Raw genomic sequence first — 18722 nt, 5'->3', positions numbered from 1 at the left:
TCATCCATTCTGGGAGCTTTCCGGGTGCAAGATTTGCCTTCGATACGCTCAAGAATTTCATGGCTGGTGCTCGCCTGGGTCATTCCGACGGCGCTCGTGTTTCTCTTGCTCGTGGCGCAAAGCTATACGCGCGAACGCGACCACGTCGTCAGCGAAACGGCACAGGCGGCGCGCGCCGTCTCCGCCGCCGTCGAACGCGACCTGAGCGGCGCCCAGATGGCCGCGCGCATCCTGGCCGACTCGCCCGCCCTGCAAGCCGGGGACATCGGCGCCCTGCGGATCCTGGCCGCCAGCCTGCTGCAGCCTGGCCAGGCCGTCAGTGCCTTCATCGTGTCCGACGCCAAGGGCCGCCAGCTGGTCAATACGACCCTGCCCGCCAGCCAGGCGCCGCCGCCCTTGCCGCAAAAATGGGCGGCCAGCATGGAACGCACGCGCGACTACGGCAAGCCGCGCCTGACCAGCCTGGCCACGGCGCCCGACAGCGTGCCGCAACTGGCCCTGAACCTGCCGCTGCCGCGCCATCCGGACGCGGCGGGCGCCGCCTATGTTCTGACGGCCCTATACCCGCCCGACTACCTGCCCGTGCTGCTGCGCGAGCTGCACTTGCCAGCCTACCTGGGCGCGGCCATCATCAATGCCGACGGCATCAACGTGGCGCGCACCCTGGCGCCGCAGCGCTATGTGGGCCAGCGCAGCGCGGCGCCCCTGCTGGAACAGATACGCCGGGCGCGCGAAGGCGTGGTGCGCCATGCCACGCTGGAAGGCATCGACGTGTATACGGGCTTTCGCCGCGCCCCGGACGCCGCCTGGACGGTGGCCGTCACCATACGCACCAGCACGGTGGCCGATGCCCTGCTGCGCTCGGTAGTCACGGGTTCCGTCATCCTGGCCCTGCTGCTGGCCGCCGGCTTCGCCCTGGCCTGGCGCGTGGGCGGCCGCCTGGCCCGCACCCTGCAGGAACTGACACAGCAGATACAGGCGCTGGCGCAGGACAAACCCTTGCTGTCGAACAAGCACGCGGACCGCGAATCGGCTGACATGGCCAGCGCCCTGGGCGCGCTGGAACGCGACCTGCGGCGCCACCGCACGCAACTGGAAAGCCTGGTGGCCGAACGCACGCTGGCCCTGGAAAAATCCACGCGCCTGCTGGAAACCGTCTACGCGACGGCGCCGATCGGCATGCTGTTCCTGGGCCTGGACTTGCGCATCGTCATGATCAACCACTACCTGGCCGCCATCAACGGGGCCAGCGTGGCGCAGCACCTGGGCCGTCCCGTGGGCGCCATGCTGTTCGACGATGCCGTGCGCGCGGACGTGGAACGCTGCGTGCGCCAGGTGCTGGAAACGGGCACTCCCATCGTCGACATCGAACTGAAGGGCCACAGCGGCCGGCAGCGCGAGCAGCTGAGCCACTGGATCGTCTCGTATCACCCGATTTTCGGTCCCGAGCAGGAGTTGCTGGGCGTGTCGGGCCTGTGGCTCGATATCAGCGATCGCAAGCGCAGCGAAGCGGAATTCCGCCGTTCGAAGCACCTGTTCGGCACCATCATCGAAAACATCCCGGCCATGGTCTTCGTCAAGCGCGCCGACAAGCTGAGCTTTGAAATGGTCAACCGCCACGCGGAACTGACCCTGGGACGCTCGCGCGAGCAGTTGCTGGGCAAGACCGACCACGATTTCTTCCCGCCGCAGCAGGCGGCAGCCTTCGTCAGCGCCGACCGCAAGCTGCTGGCCACGGGGCAGATGGTGGAAATCGAACAGGAGGCGATCAATACGGCCGACGGCACCACGCGCCACTTCACCACGCGCAAGGTGGTCTTGCGCGACGATGCGGGACGCGCCAGCCATGTGCTGGGGGTATCGATCGATATCACGGAACGCAAGCGCGCCACCGAGGTGCTGCACGCCGCCACCTGGCGCCTGGAGCAGAACGAGCGCTTCATCCGCACCGTCACCGACAACCTGCCCGGCATGGTGTCGTACTGGGGCGCCGATTTGCGTTGCCGCTTTGCAAATAAATTCTATAACGAATGGTTTGGCCGCAGCAGCGCCGAGCTGGCCGGCATCCACATGAGCGAATTGCTGGGGCAGGAACTGTTCGACGTGTATGCGCCCCACGTCGAAGGCGTGCTGGCGGGCCGGCCGCAAAGCTTCGAGCGCGACCTGCTCGATCCCGGCGGCCAGGTATGCCACACGTGGACCAACTACATCCCCGACGTCGACGACAGCGGCGGCGTGCGCGGCTTCTTCGTGCTGGCCTCGGACGTTTCCGAACTCAAACGCACGGAATTGCGCCTGCACGAGCTGAACGAGCAAATGGTGCGCGCGCGCGACAAGGCCGAGGCGGCCAGCACGGCGAAGAGCGAATTCGTCGCCAACATGAGCCATGAAATCCGCACGCCGATGAACGCCATCATCGGCCTGGCGCGCCTGCTGGAAGAGTCGCCGCTGGAGCGGCGCGAGCGCAGCTATGTCGGCAAGATCCAGATGGCCACGCAGTCGCTGCTCCATATCGTCAATGACGTGCTCGATTTTTCCAAGATCGAGGCGGGACAGATGGTGCTGGAACAGCGCCGCTTCCAGCTCGAACGCATGCTGGGCAGCGTAGGCGTCTTGCTGGCCAGCAGCGCCTGGGCGCGCGGCGTGGAACCCGTGTTCGTGCTCGACCCGGGCGTGCCGGACGAACTGATCGGCGACGCCCTGCGCGTGGAACAGATCCTGATCAACCTGGTGGGCAACGCCGTCAAGTTCACCAAGCAGGGCGAAGTGGTGCTGTCCATCGCCATGGTGGCCGAGGATGCGGCCGGCGCCACGCTGGAGTTTTCCGTGCGCGACACGGGCATCGGCATCGGCGCGGCCGAACAGGAACGCATCTTCGACGCGTTTTCCCAGGGCGACAGCGGCACCAGCCGCAAATACGGCGGCACGGGACTGGGGCTGGCCATCTGCCGGCGCATGGTGGAATTGATGGGTGGCAAGCTCAGCGTGACTAGCGCTCTGGGCCAGGGTTCGGAATTCCGCTTCAGCTGCCGCTTCGGCAAGGTCGCGCCGCCGCCCGAGCCGCCGACCAAGGGCGCACCCAGAACCCTGTCGCTGCTGATCATCGACGACAACGCCAGCGTGCGCGCCATGCTGGAAGGCTGGTGCGCGGCGCAGGGCTGGCACAGCCGCAGCGCCGGCAGCGGCGCGGCCGGCCTGGCCTTGCTGCGCCAGGCCGGTGGCCCGGACGGCTTGCCGCCGGCAGACCTGGTGCTGCTCGACGCGGCCATGCCCGGCATGGACGGCATTTCCATGCTCACCGAGGCGCGCGCCGATGCGCTCCTGGCGCTGCCGCCCGTGATCATGCTGGTGGCCGACCAGGACAGCGAAAACCTCGAACGCCTGGCCGACAGCCTGATGCTGGCCGGCATCGTCTCGAAACCGGCCACCCCGGCGCGCCTGCTGGCGGCCGTGACCGCCGTGCGGGATGGACGCAATGGCCGCAGCGCGCCATCCGTGCTGCCCGTTTCCACGCCCCTGTCGGGCTTGCTGGCCGGCATGCGCGTGCTGCTGGTGGAAGACAATGAAATCAACCAGGAAGTGGCCCAATACATTTTGCTGCACTCGGGCGCGCGCGTGGCCGTGGCCGCCAACGGCCGGCTGGCCGTCGATTTGCTCACGAGCACACCGGACGCCTGGGACGTGGTGCTGATGGATTTGCAGATGCCCGTCATGAATGGCTATGAAGCCACCCTGGCCATCCGCGCGCTGGGCTTGCCGGACTTGCCCATCATCGCCATGACGGCCAATGCCATGGACGAAGACCGCCTGCGCGCCATCGCCAGCGGCATGAACGCGCACGTGGCCAAGCCCATCGATGTCGACGAAATGATCGAGACCTTGACCCGGCTGGTGCCGGCGCCCGCGGATGGCGGCAGCAGCGACGGGCAGGCCGGCAATGCCGTCCCGCACACGCCGGATCTGCCTGCCGCGGTACCCGGCATCGACCTGGCAGCGGCCCTGCACCGCTTCGGCGGCGACTACGGCGCCTTCCTGGCGCTGCTCAAGCGCTTTGAGAATTCGCAAGGCGACGCCGTCGAGGAAACACGGCGCCTGCTGGACGCCGGCCAGGCGCCGCAGGCGGCGCAGTTGCTGCACCGCGTGTGCGGCGTGGCGGCCAACCTGGGCGCCTCCCACGTCGCCAGCCTGGCCGGCGCGGCGGAAAAAGCGCTGAAAACGGGACAGGCGCACGCCACGGCCGCCTTGCTGGGACAGCTGGAACTGGCAATGGCGGAAGTCATCGTGGCGGCGCGCACCCTGCCTTCGCCCCTGCGGCGCAGCCAGCCGGCGGCAGACGCGGCCGGCAGCGCACCGGTCGACCTGCACGCCGGCCTGGCCGAGCTGCTCGTCTTGATCCGCAACAACAACCTGAAAGCGCTGGCGCAATTCCACGCCCTGCACCCCGCCCTGCAACAGTCAGACCGGGAAGCGGCGCTGGCGATGGCACATGCGATTGAAACGCTGAATTTTGCCGAGGCGGAAAAACTCGTGCTCGATCAGCTGAAACGAGAGGAAAACAAGTGAGCTGGACTAACCTTGCCATGAACGGGCGCATCCTCATCGTCGATGACGCCATGGAAAACATCCAGATCCTGCACCAGCTGCTGCGCGAGGAACACGACGTGCTGTTCGCCCTGAGCGGAGAAAAGGCGCTGGAAATTGCGCATAATCAGCTGCCGGATTTGATCCTGCTCGACGCCGTCATGCCCGGCATGGATGGCTATGCCGTGTGCAGCGCGCTGCGCGCATCGGCCATCCTCAGCGCCATTCCCGTCATTTTCGTCACGGCCCTGAACCAGCCAGAAGACGAGACGCGGGCGCTGGAAGCGGGCGCCGTCGATTTCATCACGAAGCCGTTCAACGCGGCCGTCGTGCGCGCCCGCGTGCGCAGCCAGCTGACCATCAAGCGGCAGGCCGATGCCATGCGCGAACTGTCGCTGACGGACTCGCTGACGGGCGTGGCCAACCGGCGCAGCTTCAACGAGGCCATGGACAGCGAATGGCGGCGCTGCGCGCGCGACGGCGTGCCGATGGCCCTCATCATGGCCGATATCGACCATTTCAAGGATTACAACGACACGTATGGCCACCAGGCGGGCGACCTGTGCCTGCAGCAGGTGAGCGCCGCCCTGCGCCGCTGCGCCGTGCGCCCGCCCGACCTGCTGGCGCGCTACGGCGGCGAGGAATTCATCATCCTGCTGCCGCAGGAAACGCGCGACGGCGCCGAAGTGGTGGCCCAGCGCATCCTCGACGAAGTGCGCGCGCTGCAAATTCCCCACGCCAGATCGAGCGCCGGCCCCCACGTCACCGTCAGCCTGGGCATGGCCAGCGTCATGCCCACGGAAGGCATGGACCCCAGCGCCCTGATCCGCGCCGCCGACGCCCTGCTGTACCGCGCCAAGCAAACGGGGCGGGACAGGTATTGCGCGTCGGAGGGCGAAGAGTGAAGCCGGCTAACTAGGGATAGCAACGCATCAAGAACTCCGCCACGCACACGGGTTTCGTGTCGCCTTCCCTCTCCATGGTCACGGCCCAGTTCACTTGCGCCCCTTCCGGCACGTCCTCGACGGAGAGGATGTCGAGCCGCGCGCGCAGGCGGCTGCCGACGGGCACGGGGGCGGGAAAGCGCACTTTATTGAGGCCATAGTTGATGGCCATGCGGATGCCGGCCATGTGCAGCGCACCCGCAAGCATGGCGGGCAGCAAGGACAAGGTCAGGAAACCGTGCGCCACGGTGCCGCCGTACGGCGACTCGCGCGCGCAGCGCTCCGCGTCCACGTGAATCCACTGGTGGTCGTCCGTGGCATCGGCAAAGGTGTCGATGCGCTGCTGGGTGATGGTCAGCCAGTCGGACACGGCCACGTGCTGCCCCGCCAGGGCCTGGAAACCGGCGATGCCAGCAATGTCACGCATGGTGCTCTCCTGCAGGACGGCGGCCGAACATGCCCATGCCCTCCACCGTCGTCACCACCTCGCCATGCTGGTTGCGCACGCTCCACACGGAAATGACGATGCCGCGGTCCGGCTTTGACGTCGACGGCCGCACTTCCTTGACCTGGTAGGTCAGGTGCAGGGTGTCGCCGGCGCGCACGGGCTTGAGCCAGCGGATGCTGTCCAGGCCGGGCGAGCCCATGCTGGACGAATGCTTGAGCAGGTTGTCCACCACCAGGCGCATCATCATGCCGCAGGTGTGCCAGCCGCTGGCGATGACACCCTTGAAGATGGTCTTTTCGGCCGCCGCATGGTCGACGTGGAATGGCTGCGGGTCGAAATCCGTGGCGAAGGCGATGATTTCCCGCTCCGTCACGTGGCGCTGGCCCAGGTCGATTTCCAGTCCCTGCGTAAAGTCTTCGAAATACCAGTGCTTGGGTTTGATTTCGGTCAATACGGTCATGCGGTCTCCGTCGGCAAAAAGCCCGGCTGGGCGATAAAGCGCTCGATGTGATGGTCCACGTCGCCCAGGGTCAGGGCGATCATCGAGAGGCGTTTGAAGTGGTGTGCGGCAGGCAATTCATCGGTAACGCCCATGCCGCCATGCAATTGCACGGCTTGCTGGCCGACAAAGGTGGCGGCCAGCCCCACGCGCGCCTTGGCGGCGGACACGGTGCGGCGGCGCTCCGCCGCATCCTCGCTGCCGGCCTTGGCGGCGGCCAGCATGGCCATCGAACGGGCTTGCTCCAGGTGGATGAACATGTCGGCCATGCGATGCTGCAAGGCCTGGAACTTGCCGATCGGCGCGCCGAACTGCTGGCGCGTTTTTAAGTATTCAAGCGTGGCGGCAAAGATGGCATCCATGGCGCCCACGGCTTCCGCGCACAACAAGGCGGCACCATAGTCGAGCGCCGCGTCGAGCACGGGCCAGCCCTGCCCCTTTTGTCCGATCAGCGCGTCGTGGCCCAGCACCACTTGCACGAGGGTCACAGTGGCGGCGCGCTGGCCGTCGATGGTGCGGTAGTCGCGCACGGAAACGCCGGGCGCGTCAACGGGCACGAGGAACAGCGAAATGCCGTCCGTGTCCATCTGTCCGCCGCCGCTGCGCGCCGAGACGATCAGAGAATCCGCCTGCGCGCCATGGATGACGACGGTTTTCTCGCCGTCGAGCACGAAACCTTCGCCGCTGGCGTTGGCTGTGGTGGCGATATCGTGCATGTCATGGCGCGACTGGCGCTCGCCCAGCGCGCAAGCGAGCTTCAGGCTGCCGCTGGCCACTTGCTCCAGCACGGCATCGTGGCCGCCCGCCAGGGTCAAAAAGCGCGCCCCAAGCACGGTGGCCAGGTATGGTTCGACCACCAGGCCACGCCCCAGTTCCTGCATCACCAGCAGCATGTCGACGGCCGTGCCGTCGAAACCGCCCGCGCTGGCCGGCAGCGGCAAGGCCGTCATGCCCAGCTCGGCCAGGGTGGCCCAGGCGGCATCGGACGTGCCCGTGGCCGAATGGATGATTTTTTGCCGCGTTTCAAACGGGTAATCCTTGTCGACCCAGCGCTTGAGCGCATCGGCGAATTGCTGCTGTTCTTGATTGAATTGGAAGTCCATGTCGTCTCCTTGTCGCCTTACAGGCCCAGGATCATCTGCGTGATGATGTTTTTCTGGATTTCATTCGAGCCGCCATAGATCGATGTCTTGCGGTAATTGAAGTAATACGCGGCCAGCGGCGCGGCCAGATCATCGCCGCCCGCGCAATGCGGCGCGCCGCCATCGAGGAAGTCCGGATCGAAAGGCAAGGCTTGCGGGCCGATGGCTTCGACCATCAGTTCCGTCAGCTGCTGCTGTAACTCGGAGCCGCGCACCTTCAGCATCGATGCCTGCGGCCCCGGCCCCTTGCCCTCTTCGCTGATGACGCGCAAGACCGTCATTTCCAGCGCCATCAATTCGATTTCCAGCGTGGCGACCTTGGCGGCAAACGCGGGATCGTGCAGCAGCGGCGCGCCGCGTTTGCTCTGCTGCATGGCCAGCTGCTTGAGGAATGTCAATTCGCGCTTCGAGCGGCCGACGGCGGCGATGCCCGTGCGCTCGTGGCCCAGCAGATACTTGGCGTAGGTCCAGCCCTTGTTTTCCTGGCCGACCAGATTGCTGACGGGCACGCGCACGTTGTCGAAAAAGACTTCGTTCACTTCATGTTCTTCGTCGAGCATGATGATGGGGCGCACGGTGATGCCCGGCGTTTTCATGTCGATCAACAGGAAACTGATGCCTTCCTGCTTGCGCACCGTGCTATCCGTGCGCACCAGGCAAAAGATCATGTCCGCGTGCTGGCCCAGGGTGGTCCAGGTTTTCTGGCCGTTGACGATGTAATGGTCGCCGTCGCGCTCGGCAGTGGTTTTCAGCGAGGCGAGGTCGGAACCGGCACCGGGCTCCGAATAGCCCTGGCACCACCAGTCGTCGCAATTCAAGATGCGCGGCAGATAATATGCCTTTTGTTCGGCGTTGGCGAAGGCCATGATGACGGGCGCCACCATGTTGATGCCAAACGGCAAAATCGGCGGCGTGGCGGCGCGCGCGCACTCGTCTTCCCAGATGTGGCGCTGCACGGACGTCCAGCCCGTGCCGCCGTATTCGACGGGCCAGGCCGGCGCGGCCCAGCCTTGTTGCGCGACAATCTTGTGCCAGCGTACATAATCGTCCTTGACCAGGCGCAAATGCTGGCGCACCTTGCGCTGCAAGTCCGCCGGCAGATGGGTGTCGAGGAAGGCGCGCACCGTGTCGCGGAAAGCCGTCTCCCCGGCCGTGTAATGCAAGTCCATGTCTGTCTCCTTGTTCTTGTCGGTTGCCGTGATGACTGCACGCAAGGAAGCTCAGCGCACAAAAAAGCACGACCGTTCTCAAGGATTGTACAACAGATTGGGAGCGGCGCCAGGGGTTTTACATGGGCTGGCGCGAAGAGGGAGTTGACTGGAATTGGCCAGCCGCCGCCGACGGCTACCAGTGAGTGCATGCCCGAATGTAATGGCAGACACAGCCGCCATAGCTTCGCGACACAGTCAGGAGTGCATCTCCCAGAGTGAAGGAATAGGCCAAAATGGCATGTACTCATGCCAACCCACGAACAATGAGAAGACTGCGTGGATTGCCGGCGACGAGGCAAAGGCCAGCAACACATACCAGGCGAACTCGCTGCGCTGCATGCGGAATGCCAGCGGAGGAAGCGCAAGTGTTGCGGCGGCCGGGACGCCATAGTAGACCGGCCATGGAAACCCGGCGGTCGCACCGAACTTGGCAAAACACATGCCGACAACGACGACGACGAAAGCAATGCCGCAAGTCAGGCCAGCGGTCGGCATGACCGGCCTGGCGCGCAAGGTCCAGCGCAGGATGCCGATGAATACAAGCAAGGAAACCACAATGAAGATGAAGAAACGCATCGGTGGCAAATTTATTCCTTCAGTAGGTGTTCATTACAGCCTGCTTTTGGCCATTAGTCGAAGCGCCAAGGAGCCTCGCCCACGTGTGTCGGATTTACTGCTTTATTGTCGATCGATAGCCGAAAAAATCATCGCAAACATGGGTATTGCGGGAATATTCTCTCGCAGCCTAAGGATGATCTTGAATGCACTTCACGCCTTCGGCGACGTGCTCCGCCCAACCGGTTTTATGCGTTGCAAACCATGCCTCAATTTGTGGCTTTGTCGCACCACAATCTAACGCAATTTTTTCAATTTCTTCCGGGCTCTTCGCTGGCGGAGATTCGGTACATCCTGAAATGAAGGATACCAAAACAACGGTACCCAACCATAAATTATTGCTCATCAAATTCGTTCCTGTCTCATTAGCGCCACCAGCGCGGTCACCTGTTTGAGCGGCTTCGGCAGGATGCGCCCCCAGAGCTTAACGAATTGCCAATAAGAAAAATTCACACATTGTCACATCGATGCGAATATCTGCTGTTGGCCTATTGTGTTGAAAGACGCGGGTAAGCTGAAGTTTAGATAAAAATCCAGGCCGCAATCACCCATACAAATGCAGCAACACCTGCACGGCCACGATCTTGACAATGGTCATGCTGGGGAAAATCATCGCATAGCCGAGGTTCGGGCGGTCCGACCTGGCCAGGCGGTTGGCGAACACCAGCACGGCCGGGTTGCCCGTGGCACCGGCCGCGATACCGAGCAACTCGGGAAACGGCAGGCGCAGGAATACCTTGCCCAAAATCACCACGAGGACCACCACCACCAGCACCGTCACGGCCCCCAGCGCCAGCATGGGCAAGCCGTCGGCGCCCACCTGCTGCACGAACGGCAAGCCGGAGGCCATGCCGACGGAAGCGAGGAAAATCGTCAAGCCGTAGTTGCGCATCACCAGGTTGGCCGACAGGGGCAAACGCCAGCTGATCTTGCCGACACGGCCCAGGCGTCCCAGGATCAGCGCCATCACCAGCGGGCCGCCCGCCAGGCCCAGGCTGAACGAACCTATCCACGGCAAGGGTATCGGCACCAGGCCCAGCAGCACACCCAGCACCATGCCCATGCCCAGCGAGACATAGCTGAACTCGGCCGTGGCCGTGATGGAATTGCCGAACAGCTTGCGCACGTCGGCCGCATGTTTCGCTGGCGCAATGGCCATCACCCGGTCGCCGAATTCCAGCGTCAGGAAAGGATGGGGCAGAATCATGGCGTCGCCACGCCGGATGAAGGCGATTTGCAATGGAAAGTCTTTCGACAGGTTCAGTTCGCCCAGGGGCACGCCGACGATTTCCGCGTCCGACACGAACACTTCCGTGCCGTCGAACGCGCTGCGGTCCTTCATCAGCCGGCCCGGGTCCAGGTGGCCCAGCGCCGTACGCGCCGCTTCCACGCCCGCCACCGTGCCAGACACCATCAGCGCATCGCCCACGCCGAGTACCAGCGACGGGTCCGGCAAGCGGTTCTGGTGGCCCTGGCGCACGCCGATCACTTGCACGCCCGCCAGCGGGCCATCGGCCAGCTCGGACAGGGCCGCGCCCGCCAGTTTCGCTTCGTCGATGGTAATTTCCGACACGACGATGGGCGCCGGCGGCGGCGTCAGCACGGGTTTTAGTATCCGCCCGGCCAGGTACAGGCCCAGCATGGGGCCGACGACGCCGAACGGATACGCCACCGCATAGCCGACGGCCGCGTCGCCATTGCCGTGCGACGCTTCCAGCGCCGCCTGCAGGGCGGCCGTGCTGGTCATGGCGCCGGCAAACACGCCGCTGGCCATGCGCAGCGAGATATCGATCCACTGCCCGCCCCAGACGGATACGGCCAGGCCGCCCATGACGGCGGCAAAGGCGATCAGGTTGTGTTTCTGCCCCGCGCCGCGCAAGCCGGCGAAAAACTGCACGCCGTACTGCACGCCTATGCCATACAGGAACAGCAGCAGGCCGATGGAGCCGACCATGGGCGGCGGCACGGAGCCGGGCGCAAAGGCGCCCAGCGCCAGCCCCGCGAACAGCACGCCGCCCACGCCCAGCGAAAAACCGAACACGCTGATGCGCCCCAGCGCATAACCGGCGCCGATGACAAGAAACAGGGCGAGGATGGGTGTGGACTCCAGCGTGTGGCGAAATAATTGAAGCATCAGAAACCTTGGTCTGGGGAAGGCCCAGTTTAGCATGCACAAAAGCAACACGATGGCGATGATGACAAGCAAGCGTGCGCAGGTTTGCGCCTTAAAAACGGGCAAAAAAAAGCCCGCTGCGGGAGCGGGCTGAATCTAATTCCTGTGAGGAAGTAGAGGAGACAGGTGCAATGATGCCGCATCGCAACATACAAATCCAATTGCATGTTGTGATGACAGAAATAGCGTCTATCAATATCTCGTTCAGGCCGCTCCAAAAACGATCAGCGTTCGATCCGATCTTTGCGGGCGAGTGACCAGCACGCGGGCGCGTTCCACCGATACGCAAGTCTGCGGCACAAACCCCGTCGGCAATGTCCCTCCTTCGCGCTTGAGCATTTCCGGCTCATTGAACACGTCATAGTCCGCGCGCTTGAAAAGCAACTGTTCGATGCCGGCGTCCCCTTCGGGCATCGGTTTGACAACGATGAGCGACCAAAGGCCTTCATCCCCCAGGAATTGCTTTTGCTTAAGGAAGGCGTTGACCCTGTCCGCAGGAGGCGCCGAACCGGGCAGCTCGCTCTGATACATGGTCAGCGGGCACAGCAGCGTGCCGGGCGGCCACCCCATATCAGGCAGCGCGGCGACCGTCTCCGGACGCAACTGGCCCAAGTGGCGATCAAGCGGATGCCGCTCCTCCGAGCATGCGCCGAGCGCCATCAGCGCCAGCATGCCGGCTGCGTAAAACAAAGGTGTCATCAACTTGTCTCCTTGTGCATGGTTTAGCAAGGGTATCTTAAGCGATGCAGCCGTGGCGGCCCGCGCGATAAGGTGCAACGGCAAAAAAAAGCCCGCTGCGGGAGCGGGCTGAATCTAATTCCTGTGAGGAAGTAGAGGAGACAGGTGAATGATGCCGCGTCGCAACATATAAATCCAATTGCATGTTGTGATGACAGAAATAGCTATTCCCTATATCTGCCCTTTCCCCTGCCGTCCTCAGGCGACGTTATCGGCACGCAAGGTTTTCGCTGCCGCCACCATATTCGCCAGCGCGGGAATCACTTCCTTCCAGCCGCGCGTCTTCAGGCCGCAATCGGGATTCACCCACAGGCGCTGGGCGGGAATGCGCTCGGCCGCCTTGCGCATCAGGCTCACCATCTGTTCCTGGCTTGGAATGTTGGGCGAGTGGATGTCGTAGACGCCGGGGCCGATTGCGTTCGGGTAATTAAAATCATCGAAGGCGTCGAGCAATTCCATGTCGGAACGCGACGTTTCAATGGTGATGACGTCCGCATCCATGCCGGCGATCTGCGCGATGATGTCGTTGAATTCCGAATAGCACATGTGCGTGTGGATCTGCGTTTCGTCAGCCACGCCATTGGCCGTGATGCGGAACGATTCCACGGCCCAGCGCAGGTACTCGGCCCATTGCGACTTGCGCAGTGGCAAGCCTTCGCGCAAGGCCGCCTCGTCGATCTGGATCACGCGGATACCGGCCCGTTCCAGGTCCTGCACCTCGGCGCGCATGGCCAGCGCCAGCTGGTAGCACGACACGCTGCGGGGCTGGTCGTCGCGCACGAAAGACCAGTTCAGGATGGTGACGGGGCCCGTCAGCATGCCTTTCATCGGCTTGTCCGTCAGCGACTGGGCATAGGTGCTCCACTCGACCGTCATGGCGCGCGGACGGCTGATGTCGCCAAACAAGATGGGCGGTTTGACGCAGCGCGAACCGTACGATTGCACCCAGCCGAACTGGCTGAAGGCGTAGCCATCGAGCTGTTCGCCAAAATATTCGACCATGTCGTTGCGTTCCGCTTCGCCATGCACGAAGACGTCCAGGCCCAAAGTTTCCTGTTCCTGCACGCAATGGGCGATTTCCGCCTGCATCAGCTGCTTGTAGCCGGCTGCATCGAGCTGGCCGCTGCGGAACTGGCTGCGCGCCTGGCGGATTTCCGCCGTCTGCGGGAAGGAGCCGATGGTCGTCGTCGGATACAGCGGCAGTTGCAGCAGCGCAGCTTGCTTGGCGGCACGCTCGGCATAGCCGCTGGCGCGCTGGCCCAACGTCGCATCGATGCGCGCCACGGCCGCTTTCACGTGCGGATTGTGCACGCGGGTCGACTGCTGGCGCGCTTGCACGGCGGCATGATTGGCGTCCAGCGCCGCCTGCACGACGGCGCGGCCCTTATTCAGGGCGCCGGCGATGGTGTGCACTTCATCAAGCTTTTGGCGGGCGAAGGCCAGCCAGGAGTGGATATCGGCATCGAGCTTTTGTTCGCTGTTCAGGTCGACGGGCACGTGCAGCAGCGAGCACGACGGCGCGATCCACAGGCGCGATTGCAGGCTGGCATGCACGGGTTCCAGCCATGCCAGCACTGCATTCAAATCCGTCTTCCAGATATTGCGGCCATTCACCACGCCCAGCGACAGCACGCTGGTGACAGGCAATTGGGCGATCACTTGCTCCACCTCATCGCGGGCATTGATCGCGTCCAGGTGCAAGCCTTGCACGGGCAGCTTGCACGCCAGTGCCAGGTTGTCTTGCAGCTTGCCAAAATACGTGGCCAGCAGCAATTTGACGTGCTTGACCTTGCTCAAGGCCTCGTAGGCCGTCACCAGCGCCTGCCGCCAGGCGCCGTCGAGTTCCGTGACGAGGATCGGTTCATCGATCTGCACCCACTCCACGCCTTGCGCGGCCAGTTCCTGCAATAGTTGCACGTAGACGGGTAGCAAGCCTTGCAGCAGCGCCAGCTTGTCGGAATCATCCTTGGCCTTGCCCAGCCACAAATAGGTGACGGGGCCGATCAGTACGGGCTTGGCTTTCACGCCCAGCTGGCGCGCTTGCGCCAGTTGCTGCAACAGGCGGCTGCTGTCGAGCTTGAATTGCGTCTCGGCCGAAAATTCCGGCACGATGTAGTGGTAATTGGTGTCGAACCATTTCGTCATTTCGCCGGCGTGGACGCAGCTGCAATCGCTGTCGCTGGCCGAGCGGCCGCGGGCCACGCGGAAATAGTTGTCGAGCGCGGCACCTTCCAGGCCGCGCACGCGCTGCGGCAGGTTGCCCAGCGTAAAACTCAGGTCCAGCACCTGATCGTAGAAGGAAAAGTCGCCCACGGGCGCGAAGTCCAGCGCGTGCTGGTCTTGCCAGTGGCGCTGGCGCAATTCGGCGCCCTGGCCTTCCAGCGCGTCCAGGCTGCTTTGGCCCTTCCAGTAGTCTTCCAGGGCGAATTTCAGTTCGCGTTTGGCGCCGATGCGCGGGTAGCCCAGATTGTGTGTCGTGACGGTCATGGCGGTGCTCCTTATGAAGTATGCACACATCATAGAAGGTTCCATCCATTAAAAATAATGATAATATTTTATACATCCATGAATTCTGATCATGTGAAATCATGCTCGAATGCATCTGGCCGTCTTGCGCGGGTCACGCCTGACCCGCTGAAACGGACGACGGCATCGGCTACCTACACTGTGTGACGGCGACAGGCAAAAAAAAGCCCGCTACGGGAGCGGGCTGAATCTATTTTCTTGGAGGAAGATAGAGGAGACAGATGCATGATGCCGCATTGCAGCATATCAATCCAATTACATGTTGTGATAGTGGAGATATGAATTATCCATATCTCAAACGGACACCGAAAAATGCCGCGCCATCGACAGAGAAATACAGGGCAGCGTAGCGATGATTGTTCAATCCTGGGGCGGCGAACAAAACGCAAAGCGTTGCCGATGCATGCGCAGATAATATTTCTGCTCTTCCTTCAAAACGATGCGCAACGGAGCAGGCAAACCGATGAGTTCGCGATGCCGCCCCAGTAGCGAGGGGGAGCACAGCATGGCGCCATCATCTGCAAAGCTGATCAGGCCCCGATCGAACAAGGCATCCAGGGTCGCGATCAGCGGCAAGCCGTTATGGGGATCAAGCCGCTGCTGATCAGTGGCTCCTTGCCAGGACAGCGCATGCGAAGCACGCAGAACCGGCTCAAGATCGCAACCCGTGACAGCACATTTCCTATCCCACAATGCGAGCAATTCGTCCCGATACCTGCCTTGGCCGAGCCGGGCCTGGCACAGTATTTCTATCTCCGTTGATCGCCCCTTCCCCCTCGAAAGCAAATCATGGATATCATTTTGCTCCACCCTGCTGGCGATCAACGCGAGGATGGCTTCCTTCCCTTTGTTCAAGGCCCCGAAAGCTTGGCGGGGATTGGTGCCGTGAAAAACGACGACTTCGGCCGAGGAAACAGGCGTACTGCGCAGATCCGCATACCAGCGCATCATGCGGTGATACTCTTCTGGCTCATTCGGACTGACCACTCCCCCGCCGCGATACACAATGACTGGCGCGTCATCGAGCACCGTGCCAGCAGCAACAATACCGATCTTGTTTACCCATAACAGCAGGGTGTCACCGCGCTTGGGCCGCTTGATCTTTTCCAGAAACTCGGGGCCGCCACTGGTCACCGCAACGCCCCTGACTAACCATTCATTATGAAAACTGAACTCATTATTTGACGTTGCATCGCTATTGATGAAAAACGTGTCCGCCTCAGGAACTTTTTGCTGTCCTTTGCTGAGATTTTCATGTGCCATGTCGGACTTTCATAGGAGGATAGCCGCGCATTGAAACATGCATTGCCATTCAAGGTCCACAAAATACTCTTCAGACAACAAATATGCATTTCCAGGCAAAAAAAAGCCCGCTGCGGGAGCGGGCTGAATCTATTTCCTTGGAGGAGATAGAGGAGACAGATGCATGATGCCGCGTCGCAGCATATAAAACCACTTTATATTCGTGATGTCAGAAATACGCAGCAGTGATATTAAGGGCAACGAAGAATTCCATGGGGCAACTTTTATGCTGCCGCTTCCGCTTTCCCGTCGCCGGAACGCAACATATTCTTGATGCCACGCAAGGCTTGCCGTACCCGCGCCTCGTTTTCGATCAGGGCGAAGCGCACGTATTCATCGCCGTATTCGCCGAAGCCGATGCCGGGCGACACGCTGACCTTGGCTTTTTGCAGCAACAGCTTGGCAAATTCCAGCGAGCCCAGGTGACGATAGGCCTCGGGGATATGCGCCCAGATATACATCGAGGCCTTCGGCTTTTCCACCATCCAGCCCGCTTCATGCAAGCCTTTCACCAGCACGTCGCGGCGGCGCTGATACTGCGCGCAGATTTCCGTCACGCAGCTCTGGTCGCCTTCCAGCGCGGCAATGGCCGCCACTTGCACCGGGGTAAAACTGCCATAGTCGTGGTAGCTCTTGATGCGCGCCAGGGCCGCCACCAGTTCCGCGTTGCCCACCATGAAACCGATGCGCCAGCCCGCCATGTTGTAGCTTTTCGACATGGTGAAAAATTCCACGGCCACGTCGCGCGCGCCGGGTACTTGCATGATGGACGGCGCCTTCCAGCCATCGAAGGTGATGTCGGCGTAGGCCAGGTCATGGACGACTAAAATATTGTGCTGCTTCGCCAGCGCGACGACCCGCTCGAAGAATTCCAGCTCCACGCATTGCGCCGTGGGGTTGGACGGGAAACCCAGCACCATCATCTTCGGTTTCGGGTAGCTTTCGCGGATGGCCCGTTCCAGTTCGGCAAAGAAATCCACGCCCGGCCCCATGCGCACGGAGCGGATGTCGGCGCCCGCGATCACGGCGCCCCAGATGTGGATCGGGTAGCTGGGATTGGGCACCAGCACCGTATCGCCACGGTCGAGCGTTGCCAGCATCAGGTGGGCCAGGCCCTCTTTCGAGCCGATGGTGACGATCGCTTCACTGTCCGGGTCGATGTCGACCTCGTAGCGCTTCTTGTACCAATGTGCAATCGCGCGGCGCAGGCGGGGAATACCCTTGGAGGCGGAATAGCCGTGCGTGTCGGGGCGTTTTACCGTCTCGACCAGCTTGTCCACGATGTGGGCCGGCGTGGCGCCATCGGGATTGCCCATCGACATGTCGATGATGTCCTCGCCACGGCGGCGCGCGGCCATCTTGAGCTCGGCGGTGATGTTGAAAACGTAGGGGGGAAGGCGATTGATGCGAGAAAAGCTGCGCGGAGCTTGGCTGTCGGTCATGATATCTCTATACGTAAGCGCCCGGATCCGTCCGAGCGACGTTGGCGCAATGGGTGCGCCTGCAACGATACTAACCCGGTTTATCCAGCACTGGCAAGGGTGCTGCAGAGTCGTTACAATGCAGGCTGATCGAAAATGAGCGCACCGGTTGGTAACCCGGTAAGTGCCCGGCACCGTCCGGCATGCTCCCGCCCACGCGGACCCACGGCGCTGACCCTTGGCTGTTACACCAGCCGGGGAGGTGTTCTGGTTCGTGCATTTTCCCGCCGCGCCATCCCTCCCCTGCTTTGATTAGGAATATAAAACGGATGGCAACACACGACACCGCAGTAACTGGCATGACCCTGGACCGCGCCGGCATCGAGCAGCAACTGGCCCTGCCGGTGCGCCACTTCATCGATTGCGCCTTCGATGGCGAAGACCTGTCGCGCCTCGACTTGCAGGGCTGTACGTTTGAACGCTGCACCTTTGCCGACACCAGCTTGTTCGCCAGCAAACTCGCGCGCAGCACCTGGCGCCGCTGCCGCGCCGGCAGCGCCGATTTCGAATCCGTCGACGCCGTCGACGCCATTTTCGAAGGCTGCGACCTGAACAACACGAAATGGCGGCGCGCCAAGCTCGCATCGGCCACCTACCGTGGCTGCAAGCTGACGGGCGCCTCGTTCGAGGAAGCGGCCCACCTGGGCTTGACGTTCGAAGACAGCCTGCTGGTAGGCGCCGACCTGCGCGGCTTCTCGTTCCGCAAGGCAATACTGAAACAGCTGGACTTTTCCGACGCCTACCTGGCCGGCTGCGACTTCCGCGAGGCCGTCTTCGAAGGCGGCAGCCTGCGCAACGCCACCATCAAGCTGGCGAAGTTCCAGGGCGCGGACTTGCGCGGCGCCGATATCGACGGTTTCAAGCTGAGCGAAGCATCCTTGCTGAAAGGCGCCGTCATCACGCATGCGCAGGCAGCCAACTTCATGCGCGCGCTCGATCTGGTGGTGATTTAATCTGCAAAGACAAAAAAAAAGCCCGCTATGGAAGCGGGCTGAATCTATTTCCTTGGAGGAGATAGAGGAGACAAGTGCATCTTGCGGCATCGCGGCATATCACGCCACT

The 18722-nt window shown here is 62.6% G+C and carries 14 protein-coding genes; 3 read left to right on the top strand and 11 right to left on the bottom strand.

The window, feature by feature from the left end; all coding sequences use genetic code 11:
- Positions 1–66 precede the first annotated feature (66 nt).
- On the top strand, positions 67–4563 hold the full coding sequence (locus IGS61_RS09890) for a PAS domain-containing protein (protein WP_230539426.1): 4497 nt from the start codon (positions 67–69) through the stop codon (positions 4561–4563).
- Positions 4560–5486, top strand: coding sequence for a diguanylate cyclase domain-containing protein (locus tag IGS61_RS09885; protein WP_230539425.1), 927 nt, complete (start codon positions 4560–4562; stop codon positions 5484–5486). The genes IGS61_RS09890 and IGS61_RS09885 overlap by 4 nt, the downstream gene beginning before the upstream one ends.
- 10 nt (positions 5487–5496) lie before the next feature.
- Here IGS61_RS09885 and IGS61_RS09880 read toward each other — a convergent pair whose 3' ends face one another.
- From IGS61_RS09880 to alaC, 11 genes are all read right to left on the bottom strand, one after another.
- The gene (locus tag IGS61_RS09880) at positions 5497–5952 is read right to left on the bottom strand and encodes a MaoC family dehydratase (protein WP_230539424.1); all 456 of its coding nucleotides are present in this window, start codon (positions 5950–5952) and stop codon (positions 5497–5499) included.
- Positions 5945–6433, bottom strand: coding sequence for a MaoC family dehydratase (locus IGS61_RS09875; protein WP_230539423.1), 489 nt, complete (start codon positions 6431–6433; stop codon positions 5945–5947). The genes IGS61_RS09880 and IGS61_RS09875 overlap by 8 nt, the downstream gene beginning before the upstream one ends.
- Positions 6430–7575, bottom strand: a complete 1146-nt coding sequence (locus IGS61_RS09870) for an acyl-CoA dehydrogenase family protein (protein ID WP_230539422.1) — start codon at positions 7573–7575, stop codon at positions 6430–6432. Before IGS61_RS09870 ends, IGS61_RS09875 begins: the two co-directional genes overlap by 4 nt.
- Before the next feature lie 17 nt (positions 7576–7592).
- Complete coding sequence (locus tag IGS61_RS09865; protein ID WP_230539421.1) at positions 7593–8783, bottom strand: acyl-CoA dehydrogenase family protein; 1191 nt, start codon at positions 8781–8783, stop codon at positions 7593–7595.
- Between the two features lie 237 nt (positions 8784–9020).
- On the bottom strand, positions 9021–9401 hold the full coding sequence (locus tag IGS61_RS09860) for a hypothetical protein (RefSeq protein ID WP_230539420.1): 381 nt from the start codon (positions 9399–9401) through the stop codon (positions 9021–9023).
- A gap of 169 nt (positions 9402–9570) precedes the next feature.
- On the bottom strand, positions 9571–9786 hold the full coding sequence (locus IGS61_RS09855) for a hypothetical protein (protein ID WP_230539419.1): 216 nt from the start codon (positions 9784–9786) through the stop codon (positions 9571–9573).
- A 198-nt stretch (positions 9787–9984) separates the two neighbouring features.
- Positions 9985–11574, bottom strand: a complete 1590-nt coding sequence (locus IGS61_RS09850) for an aspartate:alanine exchanger family transporter (RefSeq protein WP_230539418.1) — start codon at positions 11572–11574, stop codon at positions 9985–9987.
- Between the two features lie 243 nt (positions 11575–11817).
- Positions 11818–12312: a hypothetical protein gene (locus IGS61_RS09845; RefSeq protein ID WP_230539642.1), complete on the bottom strand. Its 495-nt coding sequence runs from the start codon at positions 12310–12312 to the stop codon at positions 11818–11820.
- Between the two features lie 237 nt (positions 12313–12549).
- Entirely contained in the window at positions 12550–14838 is a 2289-nt protein-coding gene (gene metE, locus IGS61_RS09840; RefSeq protein WP_230539417.1) for a 5-methyltetrahydropteroyltriglutamate--homocysteine S-methyltransferase, read from the bottom strand.
- Positions 14839–15237: 399 nt separating this feature from the next.
- On the bottom strand, positions 15238–16140 hold the full coding sequence (locus IGS61_RS09835) for an HNH endonuclease (RefSeq protein ID WP_219136559.1): 903 nt from the start codon (positions 16138–16140) through the stop codon (positions 15238–15240).
- A gap of 263 nt (positions 16141–16403) precedes the next feature.
- Positions 16404–17621 (bottom strand): alanine transaminase, encoded by a 1218-nt coding sequence (gene alaC / locus IGS61_RS09830; RefSeq protein ID WP_230539416.1) that lies wholly within the window; start codon positions 17619–17621, stop codon positions 16404–16406.
- Positions 17622–17929: 308 nt separating this feature from the next.
- Here alaC and IGS61_RS09825 point away from each other — a divergent pair, with 308 nt between their 5' ends.
- The gene (locus IGS61_RS09825; RefSeq protein WP_442908049.1) at positions 17930–18613 is read left to right on the top strand and encodes a pentapeptide repeat-containing protein; all 684 of its coding nucleotides are present in this window, start codon (positions 17930–17932) and stop codon (positions 18611–18613) included.
- The last annotated feature ends 109 nt before the right edge of the window (positions 18614–18722 follow it).

The sequence above is a fragment of the Janthinobacterium sp. FW305-129 genome (assembly GCF_020858115.1).
Classification (GTDB): domain Bacteria; phylum Pseudomonadota; class Gammaproteobacteria; order Burkholderiales; family Burkholderiaceae_D; genus Janthinobacterium.
The sequence above is the reverse complement of the archived record's forward strand: the minus strand, read 5'-3'. Positions and strand labels throughout refer to the sequence as shown.